Annotated in this window: 23 protein-coding genes; 17 read left to right on the top strand and 6 right to left on the bottom strand. The window is 70.5% G+C overall.

Translation table 11 applies throughout. The features are described 5' to 3' along the window. Position 1: 1 nt before the first annotated feature. Complete coding sequence (locus SOM08_RS07650; RefSeq protein WP_322470437.1) at positions 2 to 832, top strand: DUF2189 domain-containing protein; 831 nt, start codon at positions 2 to 4, stop codon at positions 830 to 832. Here SOM08_RS07650 and SOM08_RS07645 read toward each other — a convergent pair whose 3' ends face one another. The 3 genes from SOM08_RS07645 to SOM08_RS07635 form a co-directional block, all read right to left on the bottom strand. After that, positions 833 to 1,195 (bottom strand): hypothetical protein, encoded by a 363-nt coding sequence (locus tag SOM08_RS07645; protein ID WP_116960568.1) that lies wholly within the window; start codon positions 1,193 to 1,195, stop codon positions 833 to 835. Between the two features lie 96 nt (positions 1,196 to 1,291). Further along, entirely contained in the window at positions 1,292 to 1,510 is a 219-nt protein-coding gene (locus SOM08_RS07640) for a hypothetical protein (protein ID WP_147326273.1), read from the bottom strand. Positions 1,511 to 1,515: 5 nt separating this feature from the next. Further along, complete coding sequence (locus SOM08_RS07635) at positions 1,516 to 3,237, bottom strand: long-chain fatty acid--CoA ligase (protein WP_322470436.1); 1,722 nt, start codon at positions 3,235 to 3,237, stop codon at positions 1,516 to 1,518. A 224-nt stretch (positions 3,238 to 3,461) separates the two neighbouring features. Between SOM08_RS07635 and SOM08_RS07630 the strand changes: the two genes are divergently transcribed. The 12 genes from SOM08_RS07630 (at position 3,462) to SOM08_RS07575 (ending at position 14,248) form a co-directional block, all read left to right on the top strand. Continuing rightward, positions 3,462 to 4,499, top strand: coding sequence for an amino acid ABC transporter substrate-binding protein (locus SOM08_RS07630; protein ID WP_116960571.1), 1,038 nt, complete (start codon positions 3,462 to 3,464; stop codon positions 4,497 to 4,499). Between the two features lie 174 nt (positions 4,500 to 4,673). Further along, positions 4,674 to 5,783: an amino acid ABC transporter permease gene (locus SOM08_RS07625; RefSeq protein WP_416187013.1), complete on the top strand. Its 1,110-nt coding sequence runs from the start codon at positions 4,674 to 4,676 to the stop codon at positions 5,781 to 5,783. Between the two features lie 5 nt (positions 5,784 to 5,788). Next, complete coding sequence (locus tag SOM08_RS07620; RefSeq protein WP_116960661.1) at positions 5,789 to 6,892, top strand: amino acid ABC transporter permease; 1,104 nt, start codon at positions 5,789 to 5,791, stop codon at positions 6,890 to 6,892. A 9-nt stretch (positions 6,893 to 6,901) separates the two neighbouring features. Further along, positions 6,902 to 7,654, top strand: coding sequence for an amino acid ABC transporter ATP-binding protein (locus SOM08_RS07615; RefSeq protein ID WP_070400582.1), 753 nt, complete (start codon positions 6,902 to 6,904; stop codon positions 7,652 to 7,654). 78 nt (positions 7,655 to 7,732) lie between these two features. Further along, the gene (locus tag SOM08_RS07610; RefSeq protein ID WP_116960573.1) at positions 7,733 to 8,755 is read left to right on the top strand and encodes a glycerophosphodiester phosphodiesterase; all 1,023 of its coding nucleotides are present in this window, start codon (positions 7,733 to 7,735) and stop codon (positions 8,753 to 8,755) included. A 5-nt stretch (positions 8,756 to 8,760) separates the two neighbouring features. Then, positions 8,761 to 9,039 (top strand): hypothetical protein, encoded by a 279-nt coding sequence (locus SOM08_RS07605; protein ID WP_116960574.1) that lies wholly within the window; start codon positions 8,761 to 8,763, stop codon positions 9,037 to 9,039. A gap of 93 nt (positions 9,040 to 9,132) precedes the next feature. Beyond that, entirely contained in the window at positions 9,133 to 9,609 is a 477-nt protein-coding gene (locus SOM08_RS07600) for a DUF411 domain-containing protein (RefSeq protein WP_116960575.1), read from the top strand. Positions 9,610 to 9,789: 180 nt separating this feature from the next. Further along, positions 9,790 to 11,373, top strand: a complete 1,584-nt coding sequence (locus SOM08_RS07595) for a PAS domain-containing methyl-accepting chemotaxis protein (RefSeq protein WP_116960576.1) — start codon at positions 9,790 to 9,792, stop codon at positions 11,371 to 11,373. A 290-nt stretch (positions 11,374 to 11,663) separates the two neighbouring features. Further along, positions 11,664 to 12,077: a DUF2306 domain-containing protein gene (locus SOM08_RS07590; protein ID WP_322470434.1), complete on the top strand. Its 414-nt coding sequence runs from the start codon at positions 11,664 to 11,666 to the stop codon at positions 12,075 to 12,077. A 36-nt stretch (positions 12,078 to 12,113) separates the two neighbouring features. Further along, positions 12,114 to 12,407 carry a 2TM domain-containing protein gene (locus tag SOM08_RS07585; protein WP_116960578.1) on the top strand — a complete coding sequence of 98 codons (294 nt, stop codon included), beginning with the start codon at positions 12,114 to 12,116 and terminating at the stop codon, positions 12,405 to 12,407. 24 nt (positions 12,408 to 12,431) lie between these two features. Next, positions 12,432 to 13,472: a sensor histidine kinase gene (locus SOM08_RS07580; RefSeq protein WP_116960579.1), complete on the top strand. Its 1,041-nt coding sequence runs from the start codon at positions 12,432 to 12,434 to the stop codon at positions 13,470 to 13,472. Beyond that, positions 13,469 to 14,248 (top strand): LytTR family DNA-binding domain-containing protein, encoded by a 780-nt coding sequence (locus SOM08_RS07575; protein ID WP_322470433.1) that lies wholly within the window; start codon positions 13,469 to 13,471, stop codon positions 14,246 to 14,248. The genes SOM08_RS07580 and SOM08_RS07575 overlap by 4 nt, the downstream gene beginning before the upstream one ends. 24 nt (positions 14,249 to 14,272) lie before the next feature. Here the strand turns inward: SOM08_RS07575 and SOM08_RS07570 are convergent, their stop codons facing one another. Further along, positions 14,273 to 14,692 carry a hypothetical protein gene (locus tag SOM08_RS07570; RefSeq protein WP_116960581.1) on the bottom strand — a complete coding sequence of 140 codons (420 nt, stop codon included), beginning with the start codon at positions 14,690 to 14,692 and terminating at the stop codon, positions 14,273 to 14,275. Between the two features lie 100 nt (positions 14,693 to 14,792). Between SOM08_RS07570 and SOM08_RS07565 the strand changes: the two genes are divergently transcribed. Further along, on the top strand, positions 14,793 to 15,416 hold the full coding sequence (locus SOM08_RS07565; protein ID WP_322470432.1) for a DUF924 family protein: 624 nt from the start codon (positions 14,793 to 14,795) through the stop codon (positions 15,414 to 15,416). 91 nt (positions 15,417 to 15,507) lie between these two features. Next, complete coding sequence (locus tag SOM08_RS07560; protein WP_322470431.1) at positions 15,508 to 17,388, top strand: choice-of-anchor I family protein; 1,881 nt, start codon at positions 15,508 to 15,510, stop codon at positions 17,386 to 17,388. 24 nt (positions 17,389 to 17,412) lie between these two features. Here the strand turns inward: SOM08_RS07560 and SOM08_RS07555 are convergent, their stop codons facing one another. Next, a complete protein-coding gene (locus tag SOM08_RS07555; RefSeq protein ID WP_116960584.1) occupies positions 17,413 to 18,504 on the bottom strand; it encodes a DUF2157 domain-containing protein in 1,092 nt (363 codons plus the stop codon). 146 nt (positions 18,505 to 18,650) lie between these two features. Between SOM08_RS07555 and SOM08_RS07550 the strand changes: the two genes are divergently transcribed. Both SOM08_RS07550 and SOM08_RS07545 read left to right on the top strand, forming a co-directional pair. Beyond that, a complete protein-coding gene (locus SOM08_RS07550; protein WP_322470430.1) occupies positions 18,651 to 19,121 on the top strand; it encodes a type III secretion system chaperone in 471 nt (156 codons plus the stop codon). 67 nt (positions 19,122 to 19,188) lie between these two features. Further along, positions 19,189 to 21,006, top strand: a complete 1,818-nt coding sequence (locus SOM08_RS07545) for a glutamine--tRNA ligase/YqeY domain fusion protein (RefSeq protein ID WP_322470429.1) — start codon at positions 19,189 to 19,191, stop codon at positions 21,004 to 21,006. Between the two features lie 6 nt (positions 21,007 to 21,012). On the opposite strand, the gene SOM08_RS07540 is transcribed toward SOM08_RS07545, so the two are convergent. Then, a complete protein-coding gene (locus SOM08_RS07540; protein WP_322470428.1) occupies positions 21,013 to 22,155 on the bottom strand; it encodes a hypothetical protein in 1,143 nt (380 codons plus the stop codon). Positions 22,156 to 22,234: the final 79 nt, after the last annotated feature.

Here is a 22,234-nt window from a genome sequence, read left to right as displayed (position 1 = left end):
CATGACCGCCACCGCCGACCCCACCCCGCCCGAGGCGCCCCCGCCCAGCGACGCGCCGCGCGAGCCCTCGGTGTTCGAGCTGCCCATCGCCGACCTGCGCCCCGCCGACCCGCTGCGCTGGCTGCGCGCCGGCTGGACCGACTTCCTGCGCTGCCCCGGCATCGGCCTGTTCTATGGCGCCTGCTTCTTTGCCATGGGGCACGCGCTGCTGGCCGTGTTCCGCGCCGCGCCGGCGTACGTGCTCGCGCTGTCGGCGGGCTTCCTGCTGATGGGACCCTTCCTGTGCCTGGGCCTGTACGACGCCAGCCGCGCGCTGCAGCGCGGCGAGGCCCCGTCGCTGGGCCGCTCGCTGCGCGCCTGGTTGCCCACCAAGGGCACCATGGCGCTTTTCGCCGGCGTGCTGCTGGTGCTGGAGATGCTGTGGGGCCGCGCCTCGCTGGTGGTGTTCGCGGTCAGCTTCACCACCCTGCCGGACACGCAGAACCTCATCGGCCAGATGCTGCGCGGGCAGCACCTGGAGTTCCTCATCACCTGGACGCTGGTGGGTGCCCTGTTCGCGGGGCTGATCTTCGTCACCAGCGTGGTGAGCATTCCCATGATCCTGGACCGCGGCACCGACGCCATCTCGGCCGGCCTCACCAGCATCCGCGCCTGCCTGCAGAACCCGGGCGTGATGCTGTTCTGGGGCCTGCTGATCAGCGCCACGGTGGCGCTGTCGATGCTGCCGTGGTTCCTGGGCCTGCTGGTGAGCGGCCCGGTGATCGGGCACGCCAGCTGGCACGCCTACCGCGCCACGGTGGCGCCGGACGAAGCGCGCGGGCGGGCGCCCTAGTCAGGCGCCGTGCTGAGGCCGGCGGCGCTCACGCCGCCCGGCGGCCGCACCCAGCAGGGCCGGCTCCACCAGGCCCTCAAACAAGGGCTGCAGCTTCATGACGCGGTCCATGGCGGCCCGCTCTTCCAGGCCGCGGCACAGCCACTGCAGCAGGTCGGGGCGCATGAACCACAGGGCGCGGGCCGATTCGGCCACCAGCAGGCGGTGGCGCAGCTGCTCGGCCTCCCATCCGCCTTCTTCGCCGACCAGCGCCAGCATGGCCTTGCGCACGCGCGCCAGGCGGTAGGGGTCGTCGTCGTGGCGGTTCTCGCCCTGCAGCCGCTGGGCCACGGTGTCGAAGAGCGTCGAGAGGAACTGCTTCATGCCTGGACGGGTGCGGTTTCTGTCTGTGGTTGTGGGCACAACGGCGGGCGGCGCCCGCCATTCCAGCACAAAACGGCCATTTTGTAACTGTCCTTGTCAGCCTTCGCCGCGCCACAGGCGCGCGAGCAGCCACCATGAGATGAGCGTGTTCGTCAGCGCCAGCAGCCCGAGCATGAGGCGCAGGCCGGCCGGCGGTTCGTGGAGCTGGATGAACAGCACCAGGGCGCTGGACAGCGCCTGAAAACCCAGCATGAGCCAGAACAGGCCCTTGCGCGGCTGCCACAGCCGGCGAAAGGCGTCGGTGAGGGACGGCATGCCGCTCATTGTGCCCGGGCGGGCTCGGTGCGCTCGAGCTCACGCTCCTGCAGCCAGCGCCACATCACCTTGCCGCTGCCGCTCTTGGGCAGGGCGTCGGCGAACGCCACCTCGCGCGGGCACTTGTAGGCGGCCATGTGCTCCCGGCACCAGGCCAGGATGTCGGCCTCGCTGGTCTTGCCCCGGGCGTCGGCGCGCAGCACCACCACGGCCTTCACGCTTTCGCCGCGGTAGGCGTCGCGCGTGGCGATGACGCAGGCCTCGGCGATGGCGGGGTGTTTGAACATCAGCGCTTCGACCTCGGCCGGCCAGACCTTGAAGCCACTGGCGTTGATCATGCGTTTGAGGCGGTCGGTGAGGAAGAAGTAGCCGTCCTCGTCGATGCGGCCCAGGTCGCCCGAGCGGAAGAAGCGCTTGCCCTCGATGTCGATGAACGCCGCGGCCGTGGCCTCGGGGCGCTTCCAGTAGCCGTCGAACACCATGGGGCCATGGATCACGATCTCGCCGGCCTCGCCCACCGGCAGTTCGCGCAAGGTGTCGGGGTCGACCACGCGGGCGTCGCAGCTCATGAAGGGAATGCCCAGGCACTGCTGCTTGGGGTCGTCCGGCGGGTTGCTGTGCGAGGGCGCGGCGGTTTCGGTGAGCCCGTAGCCTTCCGCGTAGCGCAGGCCGAACAGCTCCAGCAGCCGCTGCGCCACGGCCTGCGGCATGGCCGCGCCGCCGCCGCCGATGTAGACCAGGCTGGACAGGTCGTAGCGCTCGAAGCTGGGGCTGGCGAGCAGGTCGATCACCATGGTCGGGATGTTGGTCCAGTGCGTGACGCGCCAGCGCGAGATCAGCCGCCCCGCCAGCTCGCGGTCCCAGCGCGGCATGAGCACGATGGTGGCGCCGCCGTAGATCGCCGTGTGCATGCCCGACACCATGCCGGTGATGTGGAACAGCGGCACCACCAGCAGCGACACGGCCTCCGCCGTGCTGTTGCCCCACAGGGCGCCGGCGACCGCGTTGTGCATGAGCGTGCGGTGCGGGTGCATGCAGCCCTTGGGCAGGCCGGTGGTGCCGCTGGTGTAGGGCAGCACGGCCAGGTCGTCGGGGCCGCGGTTGTGCTCGGGCAGCGGCGCGGTGCTGGACAGCGCCTCGGCCCAGGTGGCCACGCTGCCGCCCGCCAGCGCGGGGCGTTCGTGGCGCGCGCCCAGCCAGGCCTGCCAGGCGGGCGGGACTTCCGCCGCCGGGCCGATGGCGTCGGCGTAGTGCGTCACCACCAGGTGGCGCAGCCGCTGCGCCTCGGGCAGGCCGGCGTCGGCCTTGAGCAGTTCGCCGGCGAGATCGGCCGCGCAGAGGGCCACGCGCGCGTCGGGATCGGTGATGTAGTGCCCGAGCTCATCGGCCTTGTTCATGGGGTTGACCGGCACCACCACGGCATTGGCGCGCAGCACCGCATAACAGGCCACCACCCACTGCGGGCAGTTCTGCATGAACAGCAGCACGCGGTCGCCGTCGCGCACGCCTTGCGCGCGCAGGTGCGCGGCCAGGCGCTCGGCCTGGGCCAGCAGCTCGGCGTAGGAGGTACTGAGATCGAAGAAGACCAGGGCGGGCTTGTCCGGGTAGCGCCGAGCGCTGACCACGAGGTTGTCCCACAAGGAGGTCCGGGGTGTCCGAATGGCGTAGGGCAAACGGCGGGGCCAGACGCGGTGGTGCGCCCGCGCCGGTGGTTCCTGTGGGCTCATCTCCGCGGGTCTCCGGTTGTCGTCTGTCGTGGCACGAATTCTGCGTCGCCCTCCCGGGGGCGCAATCGTGCGGATTGTTCAATAAAGCATCGGCATGGCGCTCCCACGTAAACCCCGATCCCCGGTGCAAAAAGCGGGGTCTACATTGGCCCGCTTGCGGCTGGGCACCGAAGAGGTGCCTGTCCGTTCGTGTTCGACAACTGACACTGACTACGGAGTACCCGATGAATCTCAAGGCCCTGAAGCTGACCGCCCTGACCCTGGGCACCACGGCCGCGCTGCTCGCCCTGCCGGCGCATGCGGGCAAGGACCTGGACGCGGTCAAGAAGCGCGGCGAACTCAACTGCGGCGTCAACACCGGCCTTCCCGGCTTCTCGGCGGCCGACAGCCAGGGCAAGTGGAGCGGCATGGACGTGGACGTGTGCCGCTCGGTCGCCGCCGCCATCCTGGGCAACCCCGACAAGGTGCGCTACGTGCCGCTGACGGCGCAGCAGCGCTTCACCGCCCTGCAGTCCGGCGAGATCGACCTGCTGGCCCGCAACACCACCTGGACGCTCACGCGCGACGCCTCCCTCGGCCTCACCTTCGTCGGCGTCAACTTCTACGACGGCCAGGGCTTCATGGTGCCCAAGAAGCTCAACGTCAAGAGCGCCAAGCAGCTCAAGGGCGCCACGGTCTGCGTGCAGTCGGGCACCACCACCGAACTCAACCTCACCGACTACTCGCGCGCCAACAACCTGGGCATCAAGCCCGTGGTGTTCGAAAAGCTCGAGGCCGCGCTGGCCGCCTACGCCTCGGGTCGCTGCCAGGCCTACACCACCGATTCCTCGGGCCTGGCCTCCTCGCGCGCCAAGGACATGGCCAAGCCCGATGACCACGTCATCCTGCCCGAGCTGATTTCCAAGGAGCCCCTGGGCCCGGCCGTGCGCCGGGGCGACGACGAGTTCGCCGCGATCGTCAAGTGGGTGGGCTTCGCGCTCATCGAGGCCGAGGAGTACGGCATCACCCAGGCCAACGCCGACGAACTCAAGAAATCCAGCACCAACCCTTCCGTGATGCGCCTGCTCGGCATGGGCAACGAAGACACCGGCAAGCTGCTGGGCCTGGACAAGGAATGGGCGTACCGCGCCATCAAGGCCGTGGGCAACTACGGCGAGCAGTTCGAGCACCACGTCGGTCCCAAGACCGCCATCGGCCTGCCGCGCGGCATCAACAACCTCTGGACCAAGGGCGGGGTGCTGTACGCCCCTCCGATCCGCTGAACCACGCCGGGCCACCACCGTGGCCCGGCCTTTGTCCGGCCCGCAGCGATACCCATCGCTGCGGGCGTTCTTCGTTCCTGTCATTTCTTCGTCGCGAGGTCGCCGTTGACCACCCCCGCATCCCCCCCACCCCCGTCCCGGCGCTGGTCGCTCAACAGCCGGGCCACGCGCGGCGTGCTGTACCAGTTGCTCGCCCTGGCCCTGCTGGGCCTGGGCCTGTGGTACCTGGCGCACAACACCCAGATCAACATGCAGGCGCGCGGCATCCAGAGCGGCTTTGACTTCCTGGGCGCCAGCGCCGGTTTCGACATCGGCGAAACCCTCATCCAGTACGACCCGAGTCAGAGCTACGGCAAGGCCATCTGGGTCGGCGTGCTCAACACCGTCAAGGTCGCCCTGGCGGGCATCGTCCTCACCACCCTGCTCGGCGTCGCCCTGGGCGTGGGGCGCTTCTCGCGCAATGCCCTGGTGCGCGGCCTGTGCTACGGCTATGTCGAGCTCTTCCGCAATGTGCCGCTGCTGCTGCAGTTGCTGATGTGGTACCTGGTCTTCATCGAGCTGCTGCCCGCCTCGAACGAGGCCATGTCGATGGCCGGCCTCGTCTACCTCAGCAAGGGGGGCCTGTCGGTCCCCTGGCCCACGGCCGGCGTGGGCGCGGTGATCGCCGGCCTGGCCGTGGGCGCCGTGGCCGGCGTGCTGTGGCGCCAGCGCGTGCAGCGGCGCTTCGAGGCCACCGGCCAGGACGGCGACCGCCTCTGGGTGCCGCTGGTCCTGCTGCTGGTGTGCGCCGTGCTGGGCTGGGTGGTGGCCGGCATGCCGCGCGAGTGGAGCGTGCCCGAGCAGCTGCCCTTCATGGTCGACGGCGGCCTGGCCCTCACGCCCGAGTTCCTCGCGCTGCTCATCGGCCTGACCACCTACACCGCGGCCTTCGTGGCCGAGGTGGTGCGCGGCGGCATCCAGTCGGTGAGCCGCGGCCAGGACGAGGCCGCCTCCGCGCTGGGCCTGAGCCCGCGGCAGAAGATGAAGCTCGTGGTGCTGCCCCAGGCCATGCGCGTGATCATTCCGCCACTGACCAACCAGTACCTCAACCTCACCAAGAACTCCTCGCTCGCGGTGGTGGTGGGCTACCCCGATGTGGTCTCCATCGCCAACACCACCATCAACCAGAGCGGCCGCGCGGTGGAGTGCATCGCCATCATCATGCTGGTCTACCTCAGCACCTCGCTCACCACCTCGCTGCTGATGAACTGGTACAACCGCCGCATGGCGATCAAGGAGCGTTGATCGCCATGGGCACGCAGTTCCAACCCATCGCGCCCCGGCCCTCGCCGGTGCGCCAGTCCGGCCCCCTGGTGTGGGCGCGCCGCAACCTCTTCGCCGACTGGAAATCCAGCCTGTTCACGCTGATCATCGGCGTGGTGCTGGTGTGGGCGCTGCCCAGGCTCTGGCAATGGGTGATCGCCGGCGCCGTGTTCCAGCCCGATCCCAACGCCTGCCAGGCCGCGCGCGGCGTCGGCGCCTGCTGGGGCGTCATCGCCGAGAAGTACCGCGTCATCCTGTTCGGTCGCTACCCCTACGACGAGCAGTGGCGCCCCCTGGTGGCCACGCTGCTGATGGTGGCCACGGTCGTGGTCAGTTGCATGCGCGTCTTCTGGACGCGCTGGCTGGCGCTGGTCTGGGTCGCCTCCCTGGCCGGCTTCTTCGTGCTCATGGGCGGCGGCGTGCCGGGCCTGTCCAAGGTGCGCACCGAGCTCTGGGGTGGCCTGCCGCTCACGCTCATGCTGGCCGTGCTGTCGCTGTTCCTGGCGTTCCCGCTCGCGGTGCTGGTGGCCCTGGGCCGGCGCGCCAGGCTGCCCGCCATCCGCACCATCAGCGTGCTCTATGTCGAACTGGTGCGCGGCGTGCCGCTGATCTCGGTGCTGTTCATGGCCTCGTTCATGTTCCCGCTGTTCGTGCCCCAGGGTGTCACTGTCGACGTGCTGGTGCGCGTGGTCGCGGGCCTGACCCTGTTCATCGCGGCCTACATGGCCGAAACCGTGCGCGGGGGCCTGCAGGCCGTGCCCAAGGGCCAGTTCGAGGCGGCCGACTCGCTGGGCCTGGGCTACTGGCAGGCGCAGCGGCTCATCGTGCTGCCGCAGGCCCTGTCCATGGTGGTCCCCAGCATCATGAACACCTTCATCTCGCTGTTCAAGGACACCTCGCTGGTGACCATCGTCTCGCTCTACGAGCTCACCGGCGCGCTCGCGCTGGCCCTGAACTCCGACGTGCAGTGGCGCCCGTTCAAGCTCGAGGCCTATTTCTTCATCACGCTCATCTATTTCTCCGGCTGCTTCGCCATGTCGCGCTACAGCCTGTGGGTCGAAAAGCAGCTTGCCGCCAGCAAGGCGCGCTGAAAGCACAACATGCCAGAACAATCCCCCGCCATCATCCGGTTCGACAAGGTCAACAAGTGGTACGGCAACGACTTCCACGTGCTGCGCGACATCGACCTGTCCGTCGCCAAAGGCGAGCGCATCGTGATCTGCGGCCCGTCGGGCTCGGGCAAGTCCACGCTGATCCGCTGCATCAACCGTCTGGAGGAACACCAGCAGGGCGTCATCGAGGTCGACGGCGTCGAGCTGCGGGACGACATCAAGGCCATCGACCAGGTGCGCAAGAACGTGGGCATGGTCTTTCAGCAGTTCAACTTGTTCCCCCACCTCACGGTGCTGGAGAACCTCACCCTCTCGCCCATGTGGGTGGGCAAGCTGCCCAAGAAAGAGGCCGAGGAACGCGCCATGCAGCAGTTGAAGCGCGTGCGCATCGCCGAGCAGGCCGGCAAGTACCCGCTGCAGCTGTCGGGCGGCCAGCAGCAGCGCGTGGCCATCGCGCGCGCGCTGTGCCTCACGCCCAAGATCATGCTGTTCGATGAGCCCACCTCCGCGCTCGACCCGGAGATGATCAAGGAGGTGCTGGACGTGATGATCGAACTCGCCAACATGGGCATCACCATGCTGTGCGTGACCCACGAGATGGGCTTTGCCAAGGCGGTGGCCGACCGCGTGATCTTCATGGACCAGGGCCAGATCGTCGAACAGAACACCCCCGAGGCGTTCTTCAACAACCCGCAGAACGAGCGCAGCAAGGACTTCCTGTCCAAGATCCTCGGGCATTGACTTGAGGCGGTCATCGCGCGCTGGGAGAATGCGCGCGATCAGAGGCCTGCACCGAGCGGGCCCGGCAAGGAGACCGCCATGCAGCTGCCCGCCCCACCCGCCGCCCGGCGCCTGACCTGGCTGCGCTGGAGCTGCACCACCGCCCTGGGCCTGTCGATGTGGTGCGCGGGCGCCGCCCTGGCCTTCGACCTGCAGGGCCACCGCGGTGCGCGCGCCCTCGCCCCCGAGAACACGCTCAGCGGCTTCCAGCGCGCGCTCGCCATCGGCGTGAGCACGCTGGAGCTGGACGTGGTGTTGAGCGCCGAGGGCGTGCCCATCGTCTCGCACGACACCGCGGCCAACCCCGACATCACCCGCGACCCGTCCGGGCGCTGGCTGCAGTCGCGCGGCCAACCCTTCCACCAGCTCACGCTGGCGCAGATCGGCGAGCTCGACGTGGGCCGCATCAACCCCGCGAGCCGCTACGCGCGTGACTTCGCGCAGCAGCAAGCAGTGGACGGCGAACGCATCCCCACGCTGGCCGCTGTGTTCGAGCAGGTCAAGCGCCTGCGCGCCGACCACGTGCGCTTCAACATCGAGCTCAAGCGCAACCCCGAGCGCGCGCACGAGTCGCCCGAGCCCGAGGCCTTCGTGCGCGCCGTGCTCGAGGTGGTCCGGACCGAAGGCATGGCCTCGCGCACCAGCCTGCAGAGCTTCGACTGGGGCCTGCTGAAGATCGCCCAGCGCCTGGCGCCCGAGCTGCCACTGGCCTTCCTGAGCGCGCAGCGGCCCCGCTTCAACACCCTGCACAGCGGCACCTGGAGCGCCGGCCTGCGCGAGGCCGACTTCAAGGACGCGCCGGCGCTGCTCGCCGCCGCCGGGGCGCGCTTGTGGTCGCCCCATTTCAACGACCTCAACCGCACGCTGATCGAGCGCGCGCGCGAGGAAGGCCTGCGCGTGATCCCCTGGACCGTGAACGAGTGGCCCGACATGGAGCGCCTGATCGACTGGGGCGTCGACGGCCTCATCACCGACCACCCCGACCGGCTGCGGGCCGTGATGGAGCAGCGCGGCATGACCCTGCCGCCGCCGGTGGCGCCCATGGTGGCGCGGCAGAATTGAGCGCCATGCGCCCCCCTTCCCTGCTCCAACCCGTGGCCGATGCCCTCGCCGGCCTGCGCGAGGGCTCGCTCTCGCCCGCCCAGGCCAGCGAGCGCCTGCGCGCGCAGCACGACCTGTTCGCTGCCCTGCCCCCGCGTTTCGCCGAGGTGCTGGGCAATCTGCTGGACCGCCTCGAATCCAGCGCGCTGTTCGATGGCGAAAGCTGCTCGTTCAGCTCGCGCGAGCTGCACGACAGCCTGCAGTACTGGATCGACAAGGCCCAGGCGCAGCTGGCGAACGCCTGAACCGCGCCGGGGAACTTCCCGCCCGCCCCGCGGCTCATTCCCGCGCGCTCGCACACGCCTGGCGCCCCCCGGACACCCGAAAGAACGAACACCATGCCCGCCACGAACCGTCGACAACTGCTGTTGGCCAGCGCCGCCCTGGCCCTGCCCCTCGGGGCCCTGGCCCAGGCCAAATCCCCCCTGCCCCCGCTGCAGGTCTGGAAGGACCCCAACTGCGGCTGCTGCAAGGACTGGGTGAGCTACCTGCAGGCCGACGGCTTCACCGTCCAGGTCTACGACAGCGGCAACACCGCCGTGCGCCGCCGCCTGGGCCTGCCCGAACGCTACGGCTCCTGCCACACCGCCTTGATCGGCGGCTATGTCGTCGAAGGCCATGTGAACGCGCGCGAAATCCGCCGCCTGCTGGCCGACAAGCCCCAGGCCCTGGGCCTGGCCGTGCCCGGCATGCCGGTGGGCAGCCCCGGCATGGACGGCCCCGACTACGGCGGCCGCCAGGACCCCTACGACGTGCTGCTGGTGCAGCGCGACGGCACGGCGCGGATCTACCAGTCCTATTTCAAGCGCAGCTGAGCCCCCGAAGGGGCGCCCGCCCCCTGGGCGCCCGACGCCGAGGGCATTTGATCTGGGTCAAACCCGGCGCCGGAAAATGCACCGGGCCCCGAGGCCGTACTACATATCGGCGAGGTAATGCCGATAGCGCATGGGTGAGGCGGCCGACCACAGCGCCGCCCCTCCCCCAACCACCATCTCATGCGCGCCAACCTGCCCGTCTCCCAACAGGAATACGTCATCCCCGATGGCGTCACCCTGGTCTCCACCACCGATCTGCAGAGCCACATCACCTACTGCAACCCGGCATTCGTCGCGGTCAGCGGTTTCAGCCGCGAGGAGCTGATGGGCCAGCCGCACAACATCGTGCGGCACCCCGACATGCCCCCCGAGGCCTTTCGCGACATGTGGGAGACGCTGCGCTCGGGACAGCCCTGGTCGGCGCCGGTGAAAAACCGCCGCAAGAACGGCGACCACTACTGGGTGATGGCCAACGCCACCCCCGTGGTGCAGAACGGCCGCACCGTGGGCTACATGTCCGTGCGCACCAAGCCCACACGCGAGCAGGTGCAGGCGGCCGAGGCCCTGTACGCCCGCCTGCGCGCCGAGCGCGACCAGGGCCAGGACCGGTTGAGCCTGCGGCGCGGCCAGGTGGTGCAGAAAGGCCTGTCCGGCCTGCTGCGGCGCGCGCTGCGGCCCAGCCTGGGCCGCGCCATCGGCGGCGTCTGCGTGGCACTGGCCGTGGCCGGTGTGCTGGTCGGCGAGATCGGCGCCCGCCTGGGCCTGGTGGCCCACCTCGTCATGGCCCTGCCCCTGCTGGCGCTCGCCCTGCTCGCCGCCTGGGCGCTGCGGCGCCAGACCGTGCAGCCGCTGGCGCAGGCCGTTCGCTTCGCCAACACCATGGCCGCGGGCGACCTCACCTCGCGCCTGGCCCTTCGCGGCCCGGCCGAATTCGGCGACCTCGCCGTGGCACTGAACCAGCTCAACGTCAACCTGCAAGCGGTGGTGGCCGACGTGCGCCATGAAATCGAGGGCGTGCAGGTCGCCAGCCACCAGATCTCCAGCGGCAACCACGACCTGTCCTCGCGCACCGAGGCGCAGGCCGGCAACCTGCAGCAGACGGCGGCGTCCATGGAGCAGATGAACAGCACCGTGGCCCAGAGCGCCAGCACCGCGCAGGAAGCGGCCCAGCTCGCGCAGCGCGCGGCCGCGGTGGCGCGCGAAGGCAACAGCGCCATGTCGCAGGTGGTCACCACCATGGCCGAGATCAGCCGCGGCTCGGCGCGCATCGGCGAGATCATCCAGGTCATCGACGGCATCTCGTTCCAGACCAACATCCTCGCGCTCAACGCGGCGGTGGAGGCCGCGCGCGCCGGCGAACAGGGCCGCGGCTTCGCCGTGGTGGCCGGCGAGGTGCGCCACCTCGCGCAGCGCACGCTGGACGCGGCCAAGGAAATCAAGGCCCTGATCGAGGATTCGGCCGACCAGGTGCGCCGCGGCAGCGAACTGGTGCACGGCACCGGCCAGACCATGACCCAGGTGGTGGGCGCGGTGGAGCAGGTCAACGCGCTCATCGGCGACATCACGCACGCTACGCGCGAGCAGTCCAGCGGCATCGCGCAGATCAACCAGGCCGTGGGCCAGCTCGACTCGGTGACGCAGCAGAACGCTGCCATGGTGGAGCAGCTCGCCGCGGCCGCGAGTTCGCTGCAGTCGCAGGCGGAGGTCATGCACCAGGCGGTGCAGGTGTTCCGCCTGCAGCCGCGCGGCAGCGCCGCGGACTGAGGGCCGGGCGGCCGGCGACTCTCCCTCATACCCCGGCCTTCCTACACGTCCCTCTCGACCCGTCCCTCTCGACCCGTCCCTCTCGACCCGTCCCTCTCGACCCGGCCTTCTCGACCCGGCCTCGCGCGCCAGCCTCTCGCGCTGACCGACCCGCGCGGGCCGCCTGGCGCAGGCATTTCGCGCCGCCGCGGCGGCGTTTCACGGCGCGCCCGCGCCGTTTCGTCTCAGCCCCGTGGCGCACGCGGGGCCGGCGGCCGACAGTGCGGTCTCCCCGCCCACCGGAGACCGCCATGCAGCTCACCCCCGTCATCGCCATCCACCTCAGCGCCGCGCTCGCGGCCCTGGCCATCGGGCCGGTGGCGCTGTGGGCGCGCCGCACCGGCCACCCGCGCGCGGTGCTGCACCGCGCGGCCGGCTACGCCTGGGTCACGCTGATGCTCATGGTCGCCGTCACCGCCGTGTTCATCCGCGATTTCCGCCTGCCCAACGTCGCCGGCTACACGCCCATCCATCTGCTGGTGCCCATCACCCTGGGCACGCTGGCCCTGGCCTTCTGGCACCTGCGGCAGGGGCGCATCCGCTCGCACCGGCTGACCATGATCGCGCTGTACCTCAGCGCCTGCATCGTCACCGGCGCCCTCACGCTGCTGCCCAGCCGCTACCTGGGCCAATTGGTCTGGGGCCAGTGGCTCGGACTGCTTTGACCTTCACCCCTCCCCCCACCCACCGGAGCAACCGCCATGAACACCCTCTCGATCGACAAGGACCTCGAACGCACCGCGCGCCGACGCGTCGCCGCCCGCATGGGCTGGACCCTGCACGCCCTGGTGTTTCTCGCCGTCAACGCCGGCCTGGTCTACCTCTCGCTGCGCAGCGGGCGCGATTGGGCCGTCTACCCCGTCCTGGGCTGGGGCCTGGGCCTGCTGATCCACGGCCTGGCCGTGTGGGTGCGCCTGGGCGGCGGCGGCCTGTACGAGCACTGGATGGACCGGGAACGCGAACGCCTGCAGCGCGACCGCGGCCAGCGCCCCTGAACGGCGGCCCGGCATACTGCGCCCATGGCCGCTTTCAACCCCCGCACCGTGGCGCGCCGCGTATTGATCGCCGCGGTGTTCAACACCGTGCTGGCACTGGCCATCAGCGCCATCAAGGGCGACCACTTCGCCCCCACCCTGCTGTACTCGCAGCTCATCGGGCTGTGCATCTGGGCCGGCATCGACGGCGGGCGCTACCTGCTCTCGCCCCAGGGCTGGCCCGGCGTGCGGCCGATGGCGGTGCTGGTCGTGGTGGCCGTGTTCGCGGGCTACGGGCTGGGCCTGACGCTGGGCAACCTCTTGCTCGGCCGGCCCTTGCTGGCCAGCGCGAGCAACCTGCCGGGCGCCACCGTCGGCTTCCTGCTCATGTCGCTGGCCCTCGGCGCCTTCGGCGCCTACTACTTCAGCAGCCGCGAGATGCTGGCCATGGCCCGCCTGGCGCAAGAAGAGGCCCAGCGCCAGGCCAGCGAGGCGCGGCTGCGCCTGCTGGAGTCGCAGCTGGAGCCGCACATGCTGTTCAACACCCTGGCCAACCTGCGCGCCCTCATCGCCACCGACCCACCGCGCGCCATCGACATGCTGGACCGGCTCAACCACTTCCTGCGCGCCACGCTCGCGGCCTCGCGCAGCGACGCGCGCGGCGGCCAGCACACCCTGAGCGACGAATTCGCCCGGCTGGACGACTACCTCAGCCTCATGAGCATGCGCATGGGCCCACGCCTGCGCGTGCGCCTGGAGCTGCCCGAGGCCCTGGCGCCGCTGCCCGTGCCGGCGCTGCTGCTGCAGCCGCTGGTGGAAAACGCCATCCGCCACGGCCTGGAGCCCAGCGCGCGCGGCGGCGAGCTGCGCGTGGCCGCGCAACGCGAGGGCGGCACCCTGTGCCTGAGCGTGAGCGACGACGGCGTGGGCAGCGAGGCCCCGGCACTCGAGGGCTTCGGCCTGACGCAAGTGCGCGAGCGCCTGCAGGCCCTGCACGGCGCGGCCGCGCGCCTGGAGTGGCACAGCGCGCCGGGCCAGGGCACGCAGGCGCGGCTGTTCCTTCCCCTGCCCGACGCCACCCCATGAACGCCACCGCCCTCATCGCCGAAGACGAACCTCTGCTCGCGCAAGCCCTGCAAGCCGAATTGGCGCGCGCCTGGCCGGGGCTTCGGGTGCTCGCCAGCGTGGGCGACGGCCACAGCGCCGTGCAGCAGGCCCTGGCGCTGCGCCCCGACGTGCTGTTCCTGGACATCCGCATGCCCGCCCTGAGCGGCCTGGACGCCGCCGCCACCCTGGCCGACGACTGGCCCGCCGAGCAGCCGCTGCCCGCGCTGGTGTTCGTGACCGCGCACGACGAGTTCGCGGTGCAGGCCTTCGAGGCCCAGGCCCTGGACTACCTGCTCAAGCCCGTGCAGGCCGAGCGGCTGCAGCGCACCGTGGCGCGCGTGCAGGCCGCGCTGCGCGCGCGCGGCGCCAGCGCCGCGCCCGACTGGGCCGGGCTGCGCGCGCTGCTGGGCGGTGCGCCCTCGTCCGCGCCGCGCCTGCGCCACCTCATGGCCAGCGTGGGCGCGGCGGTGCAGCGGGTCGCCATCGACGAGGTACTGGCCTTCGAAGCGGCCGACAAGTACGTGCGGGTGCTGGCGGGCGGGCGGGAGTTCCTGATCCGCACGCCGCTGAAGGAGCTGCTGCCGCAGCTCGACCCCGAGGTGTTCTGGCAAATCCACCGCGGCACCGTGGTGCGGGCGGACGCCATCGATCGCGTCACCCGCGACGAGGCGGGCAAATGGCGGCTGACGCTGCGTGGCCTGGACGAGGCCTTCGTGGTCAGCCGCCTCTACGCCGACCGCTTCCGCGCGATGTGAAGCGGTGGCGGGACGGGACGCGCCTCAGTCGTCCCAGCCGCCGCGGCGGCCGTCGCGGTAGCCGTGCTGGTAGCCGCGTTGGTAGCCGTGCTTGCGCCAGTGCTTGGGCGGGCGGTCGTAGCGCCACTGCGGGGGATAGGCGTACACCGGGTAGGACTGCACCACCACCGGTCGCGGGTGCACGATCACGGGGCGCGGGTAGACCACCACCGGCCGGGGGTCGTACACCGGATAGCCGTAGGACGGGTAGCCATAGACCACGGGGGGCGCGTTGGACACCCCCACACTCACGCCGGGTGAGTTGACGCCAATGGACCAATAGACGTTGTCGCGGGCCTGGGCCTGCGTGGCGGTGCCCGACAGGGCCCAGGCGCCAGCGGCCAGCGTGAGCAGGACCAGACCGCGCGTCGCGCGGTGGCGGGGGCTGAGAGACACGGTATTCATGGGGAGACTCCGGAGCGACGGCGGTTTGCCGCCTTGGAATTACAGACAATCCCGGGACCGGGCGCACCCTACGCGCGGTCAAAGCTGTAGCAAGGCGTAAATGGCGAACGATCTTTACATTCCCCCCGAGGCCCAGGCCCTGCTCGACCACTGGTGCGGCGACGGCCTGGCCCGCGGCTGGCCCAGCGAGTCGCGCGACCAGCTGTGGTTCGGGTTCAACCCCGAGCAGGACGAGGCGCTGCGGCGCCACTACGGCGCCCTGGTGGAGCAGGCCCTGGCCGGCGGCCTGACCGATTGGTCCGCCACGCCGCTGGGCCGCCTGGCCCTGGTGCTGCTGCTGGACCAGCTGACGCGCAACCTGTTCCGGCGCCAGCCGCGCGCCTTCGCCGGCGACCCGCGCGCCCAGGCCCTCACGCTGGAGGCCATCGCCACGGGAGAAGACGAAGGCCTGCCCGTGGTGGGCCGGGTGTTCCTCTACATGCCGCTGCTGCACGCCGAGTCGCTGGCGTTGCAGGACGAGGCCGTGCGCCGCTTTGAGCGCCTGCGCGAACAGGCGCCGGCCTTCTGCCACGCCGAGTTGGACGACAACCTGCGCTACGCACGGCTGCACCGGGACATCGTGGCGCGCTTCGGGCGGTTTCCGCACCGCAACGAGGCCCTGGGCCGCGACAGCACCGCCGAAGAGCGCGCGTTCCTGACGGACGGTCCGCGCTTCGGGCAGTAGGCGTCACGCCGGCGCCACCGACACGACACGCGGACGTCATGTCCGCTGCCTACAACCTCGTGCTTTGTTCTGACTTGCACGAGGAGATTCGATGACACGCGCCAATCGCCGGCCCACCCCGGGCCGTTTCGCCGCCGCCCTGGTCGCCACCGCCGCGCTCGCGGCCTGCGGAGGCGGCGGCGATGGCCAGCCCAGCGGCCCGGTGTCGCAGCCCCTGAGCGTCCAGCTCGAGAAGATCGGCGGCTACGCCACCGGCCAGTTCGGCGTGTCGGCGGCGGAGATTCCCGCCTACGACGCGGCCAGCCGGCGCCTGTTCGTGGTGAACGCCCAGGCCGGCAAGGTGGACGTGCTGGACCTGCGCGTGCCCGCCCAGCCGGTGAAGATTGGGGAGATCGACGCCGCCACCTCACTCGCGCTGCCGGGCGCCAACATCAACAGCGTGGCCGTGCACGACGGCCTGGTGGCCGTGGCCGTGCAGGCCGCCACCAAGACCGACCCGGGCCGGGTGGCCCTGTACCGCGCCAGCGACCTTGTCCTGCTCGGCTCGGCCAGCGTGGGCGCGCAGCCCGACATGATCAGCTTCACGCCCGATGGCAAGACCGTGCTGCTGGCCAACGAAGGCGAGCCCAGCGACGACTACCAGATCGACCCCGAGGGCAGCGTCAGCGTGGTCGACGTCAGCCAACCGGCCGCGCCCGTGGTGCGCACCGCCGGCTTTGGCGCCTTCGTCGGCCAGGAGGCCACGCTGCGCGCGCAGGGCGTGCGCCTCTATGGCCCGAACGCCAACGCGGCGCAGGACCTCGAGCCGGAGTACATCGCCGTCTCGGCCGACGGCGCCACCGCCTGGGTGACGCTGCAGGAGAACAACGCCCTGGCCAAGATCGACGTCGCCAGCGCCACGGTCACCGCCCTGCTGCCGCTGGGTTTCAAAGACCACGGCGCGCCCGGCAACGAGCTGGACGCCTCCGACAACGACGGCCGAATCAACATCCGCGGCCTGCCCGGCGTGCGCGGCCTGTACCTGCCCGACGCCATGGGTGCCTACACGGCCGACGGCCAGACCTACCTCGTCACCGCCAACGAGGGCGACGCGCGCGCCTGGGGCGAAGACAACAGCGCCTATTGGGCCGGCGACGCCAGTCAGGGTTTCGTCGAGGAGTTCCGCGTCAAGCACCTGATCAACAAGAGCGGCTGGGCCGGGCGCGCGGGCGATGACCTGCCGCCGCAGCTCGGCGCCATGGCCGCGGGCGGCCTGCTCAACCCGGCCACCTTCGGCTACTGCGGCGCCGTCGCGGGCGATCCCATGGGCTGCCGCGCCGACGACGTGCTCGGCCGCCTCAACATCACCTGGACCATGGGTTACCGCACCAACCCCGACGGCTCGCCCATGATGTTCGACGCCACGGGCACCGCCAACCCGGCCGGCAACCGCCTGATGTACGACCAGCTCTACAGCTACGGCGCCCGCTCCTTCAGCATCTGGAACGCCAACGGCCAGCTGGTGTGGGACTCGGGCGCCGAGTTCGAGAAGTTCTTCGCCAGCGACGCATGCCGGCTCGGCAGCGCGCGCAACATCCCGTGCAAGGACCACTTCAACTCTGGCCACGACGAAGGCGGCGCCTTCGACAGCCGCAGCGATGCCAAGGGACCGGAGCCCGAAGGCATCGCCATCGGCCAGGTCCGGGGCCGCACCCTGGCCTTCATCGGCCTGGAGCGCATGGGCGGCGTGCTGGTCTACGACATCACCAACCCCGCCGCCCCCCAGCGCCTGGACTACCTCAACAGCCGCGAGGACTGGACGACGGCCGACCCCGGCACCGTGCTGGCGACGGCGGGCGACCTCGGCCCCGAAGGCCTGGTGTTCATCCCCGCCGACCGCTCGCCCGACGGCACGCCCCTGCTGGTGGTGGGCAACGAGGTCAGCGGCACCACGGCGGTGTACCGCGTCAACGCCTCGGGCGGCCAGCCCTGAGCGTTCGGCCCCGGTGGCCGGGCCTCAGCGCTGCGCCAGCGGCCGCAGGGCCGCTGGCAGCCAGCCCGCCAGGCGCGCGTGGATGCGCGCCTCGCGCCGCTGCCACCAGATGCCCAGGGCCACGATGCCCAGGCCCAGCAGCGTGAGCACGAAGGGGAACAAGAGGCTGTCGGCGAAGACCTTGTAGCTGAGGTAGCCCAGGTAGCCCGCCACGCCAATGGCGCCCAGCACGGTGAACACGCGCCGGCCGATGGCCGCGCCCAGGAACACCAGCGCCACGTTGAGGGCCGCGTAGCCGGCCTTGGCCAGCTCGCTGTCGCTCTCGCGCAGGCTCAGGCCGCACCAGAACATGAGCGCGCCGAACAGGTAGAGCCAGAAGGCGAAATCCTGCCGGTCGCGCGGGTCGCTGGCCAAACGCGAGCGCAGGTCCACCCAGACTGCGATGGCGCAGGTGGCCAGGCCGAACACCAGCGACACGTCGCGCGTGAAGGTCCAGTCGAAGCCGTCTTTCTGCATGAGCATGTGCGCCAGGTCCATGTTCAGGTACCACAGGGTCACGGCCACCGGCATCACCATGAACGGCAGGCGCAGCCACCACAGCATGACCACGGCGGCGGCCAGCGTGGCCAGTTCCAGCGTGAGCCAGCGCCAGTCGATAAAGCGGTGGTAGTCGCGGTAGCTGTCGGGCCCGCCCTCGGGCCACAGGCCCAGGCCGCTCTGCAGCGACCAGGCCGCCAGCGGCACCAGGCAGACCGCGATCGTCGCCAGGATGCCCGCCGGGATGTGCAGGTGGCGGCGCTGCAGGTGGCGGGCCACCGCGACCGCGCCCACCGCGTAGCCCACCGACAGCAGCAGCACGCCCCAGGCGCCGAACAGCTCCCAGCCCAGGGTCATGAACAGCGTCATGGCACCGATGGCGAGCAGGCCGCCGAAGTAATAGAGCACGTGCGTGAAGCCGAAACGCGCGGGCGCGATGGCCTGGCCGGCCCAGCGCGCCCACAGGCGCTCGGCCTGCTCCATCGAGATGTCGCCGGCCCGCGCTGCGGCCTGCAGTTGGCCCCAGTGAATCTGCAGGCGCTGGCCGCGCTCGGGCGCTGGGGTGCTGTCGTCGCTCATGCCAGGTTCCTCCTGGCGCGCACGATAGCGCACCGCGCCCTCCCTCGGCTGGCGGCCCTAAGCCGGGGCCGCCCCGCTTGGCCTAGGCCGGGAACGGCGCGGCGCGCGCCCCCACCCATGCGAATTCCTTGATGGTTTCGATACCGATGCACGCCCTGAACGATGCCAGCGATGCCCGGCGCCTGATCACCCAGGCGGGGCAGCGGCTCGCGCAGATCACCGGCATCACCGAGGTCGATGACGGCAGCTGGTGCATCGACTTCGACGGCGGCGACGGCTTCGCGGCCGAATGGTCCCCCGGCGGGTCCCGCCTGGTGCTCACCGCCGACCTGGGCCTGCCCACGCCCGAGGGCGAGCTGAGCGCGCTGAACCTGGCCCTGTCCTACAACGCCCTGTGGCGCGAGATCGGCGACCTGCGCATCGCGCGCGACGGCGACGAAGGCGAGCTGATGCTGATCGGCGAACTCGGCCCCGAAGACAGCGAGCCGGAAACCTTCAACGCCGCCCTGCTGCACTTCGTGGCCCTGCGGCGCTGGTGGGCCGACGCCATCGCCCGCGCGGCCAGCGCCAACCCGGCCCCGCCCGCGCCGCCGGGCGTCATGTTCGAGCGCATCTGAGCGCCGCCGGCGTGGATTTGCGGCCCCGCCGCCGCGGTGGCGGGGCGGCGGTCCCTAGAATCCGCCCATGACCTCCCCCGCATCCCCCGCGCCCACCGAAGGCGACGCCAAGGCCAGCAACTTCCTGCGCCAGATCATCGAGGCCGACCTGGCCAAAGGCACCTACGCCAGCCGCCACTGGGCCGGCAGCCCCGGCGACGCCGCCCACCAGGCCGCCGGCCAGCCGGACCCGGCCAAGATCCGCACCCGCTTCCCGCCCGAGCCCAACGGCTACCTGCACGTCGGCCACGCCAAGAGCATCTGCCTGAACTTCGGGCTGGCGCGCGACTACGGCGGCGTCTGCCACCTGCGCTTCGACGACACCAACCCCGAGAAGGAAGACACCGAGTACGTCGACAGCATCATCGACGCGGTGAAATGGCTCGGCTTCTCCTGGGAGGGGCAGGGCGGCAGCCACCTCTACCAGGCCAGCGACTACTTCGACTTCATGTACCGCGCGGCCGAGGCATTGGTCGAGCGCGGCCACGCCTACGTCGACGAACAGAGCGCCGAGGACATGCGCGCCAACCGCGGCGACTTCACCACGGCCGGCACCAACAGCCCCTTCCGCGGCCGCACGCCGGCCGAGAACCTGGCGCGCCTGCGCGAGATGCGCGACGGCCAGTTGCCCGATGGCGCGGCCGTGCTGCGCGCCAAGATCGACATGGCCTCGCCCAACATCAACCTGCGCGACCCGGCCATCTACCGCATCCGCCGCGCCACGCACCACAACACCGGCGACAAGTGGTGCATCTACCCCATGTACACCTACGCGCACCCCATCGAGGACGCGCTGGAGCAGATCACCCACAGCTTCTGCACGCTGGAATTCGAGGACCAGCGCCCGTTCTACGACTGGCTGCTGGAGCGCCTGACCGAAGCGGGCCTGCTGGCCAGCCCGCCGCCGCGGCAGTATGAGTTCGCGCGCCTGAACCTCACCTACGTCATCACCAGCAAGCGCAAGCTGGCGCAGCTGGTGAACGAAAAGCGCGTGAGCGGCTGGGACGACCCGCGCATGCCCACCATCGTGGGCCTGCGCCGGCGCGGCTACACGCCCGAGGCCATCCAGCTCTTCGCCGAGCGCATCGGCGTGACCAAGAGCGACAGCTGGATCGACTACAGCGTGCTCGAAGGCTGCCTGCGCGAGGACCTGGAGAACAAGGCCCACCGCGCCATGGCCGTGCTCGACCCGGTGAAGCTGGTGATGGTCAACTGGGCCGAGGTCTTCGGCAGCGACGGCCACACCGAGGACTGCACCCAGCCCGCCCTGCCCCACAGCGCCATCGCCGACGGCCAGACCCCGCCGCCGGAACGCCGCTTCAAGATCGGCAAGGAAGTCTGGATCGAGCGCGAGGACTTCGAGGAAGTGCCGCCCAAAGGCTACAAGCGCCTGTTCCCCGGCAACGTGGTGCGCCTCAAGGGCGGCTACGTCATCGAATGCACCGGCTGCGCGAAGGACGCCGAGGGCCGCGTGACCGAGGTGCACGCCAAGGTGATTCCCGGCACCAAGAGCGGCACGCCGGGCGCCGACAGCGTGAAGGCCAAGGCCGCCATCACCTGGGTGGGCGTGGCCGACGGCATCGCCGCCGAAGTGCGGCTCTACGACCGCCTGTTCAGCGACCCGCACCCGGACGCCGGCGGCAAGGACTTCCTCTCGGCCCTGAACCCGGACAGCCTGAAGGTGGTCCAGGCCTGGGTGGAACCCTCACTGGCCACGGCCCAGCCCGACGACAAGTTCCAGTTCGAACGCCACGGCTACTTCGTGGCGGACCGGGTGGACCACGGGGTGGGCGGCCAGGCGGTGTTCAACCGGGTGACGGGGTTGAAGGACAGCTGGGGCAAGTGAGATGGCTCACGGCCGGCACTGGGAGCCGCCACCGGCTGCCTGGGAAGGCACCCGGCGTGTGACGTGAATTCCCTCGGCTGGCACGCTTAGCCGGAGCGCTCCGTTGTGGCCTTGCGGCGCCTCTGCGGCCAGGGGGATTTCAATCAACCACCGCGAGCCGAGGTTGGACAACACCTGAGCATGGGCGGAGCCCCATTCGGAGCGCTCGCAATCCAGCTGATTGCCCGCTTGTGCCGCACCCAGCGCGCTCTCGACCAATAGGCAAGTGCTTCGGGGCATTCGCAGCTCGATCACGCTCGATGAGCGGATGCCCGCGAGCTCGGCCACCTTGGTGGGAAACAGAGACGGCGTTCCCATGAGAACCGAGAGCGACAAAACCACGGCTGGAAAAGACACCGTCGCCATGAGGACGCAGGCCCACACGGGGAAGCGGTCCAGAAAGGCCGACGCCACCACCACACAGAGCCACAGCACGGCAAGCACGCCCAGGTGCCACCATTCCGCGCCCTGGCTGGGCCACGCGAGGGTCAGCAAGGCACCAACGGGAAGCACGCCCCAGATGCACACCCACAACACGCGGTGCAGGCGCTTCCACCACACCGGCCTCATGCCCTGGATCTTCCACTCGCTCCAACCCCATCCGGCGGCGCCCAATAGCGTCAGCACCGCTCCAATCCACACGATGGAGTCCGCATAAGGGCGACATTCGCGCCACATCGGCCCCCCGATCCAGAGCAACAGGAACAAGCCCACACCCAGGAGTTGAAGCGCGGGCAGGGCGAAGGCCGCTGCGCGAGGGGCCACCTGGCCGTCGACCATCGCAACGGGTGGTAGACCCATCTCTCTGTGCATCCAGAGCGGCCCGACCAATGACACCACCACCCACAGGCAGAAGGCAAACGCCAGCATCGCCACGAACACGCTGGCGCTGAGGATCGACGGAATGTCCGGCGGCACGAAGTCGATCGACCAAAAGTAGAAGGCCAGCAAGGCGACGCCAAAGCCCGTGCCGATCGCACCCAGTCCCACCCAGGGAATGGCCGCCAGTTGCTGCAACAGCAGCCTCGCCAGTTCCACCGGATCGGGCGGCGGCTCCGCACCGTCGGGCACCGGTGGGGCGACGGCCGCGCCGTCGGTTTCTGTTTTCATGCGGGCTCCCTGGAATTCGGTCGAATTCTAGGGAAGGGGTAACGGACTGGCCCCATACTCCAACGGCCTTTCCCTCCTT

This window comes from Hydrogenophaga sp. SNF1, from assembly GCF_034421675.1.
GTDB classification, from domain to species: Bacteria; Pseudomonadota; Gammaproteobacteria; order Burkholderiales; family Burkholderiaceae_C; genus Hydrogenophaga; species Hydrogenophaga borbori.
The sequence above is the reverse complement of the archived record's forward strand: the minus strand, read 5'-3'. Positions and strand labels throughout refer to the sequence as shown.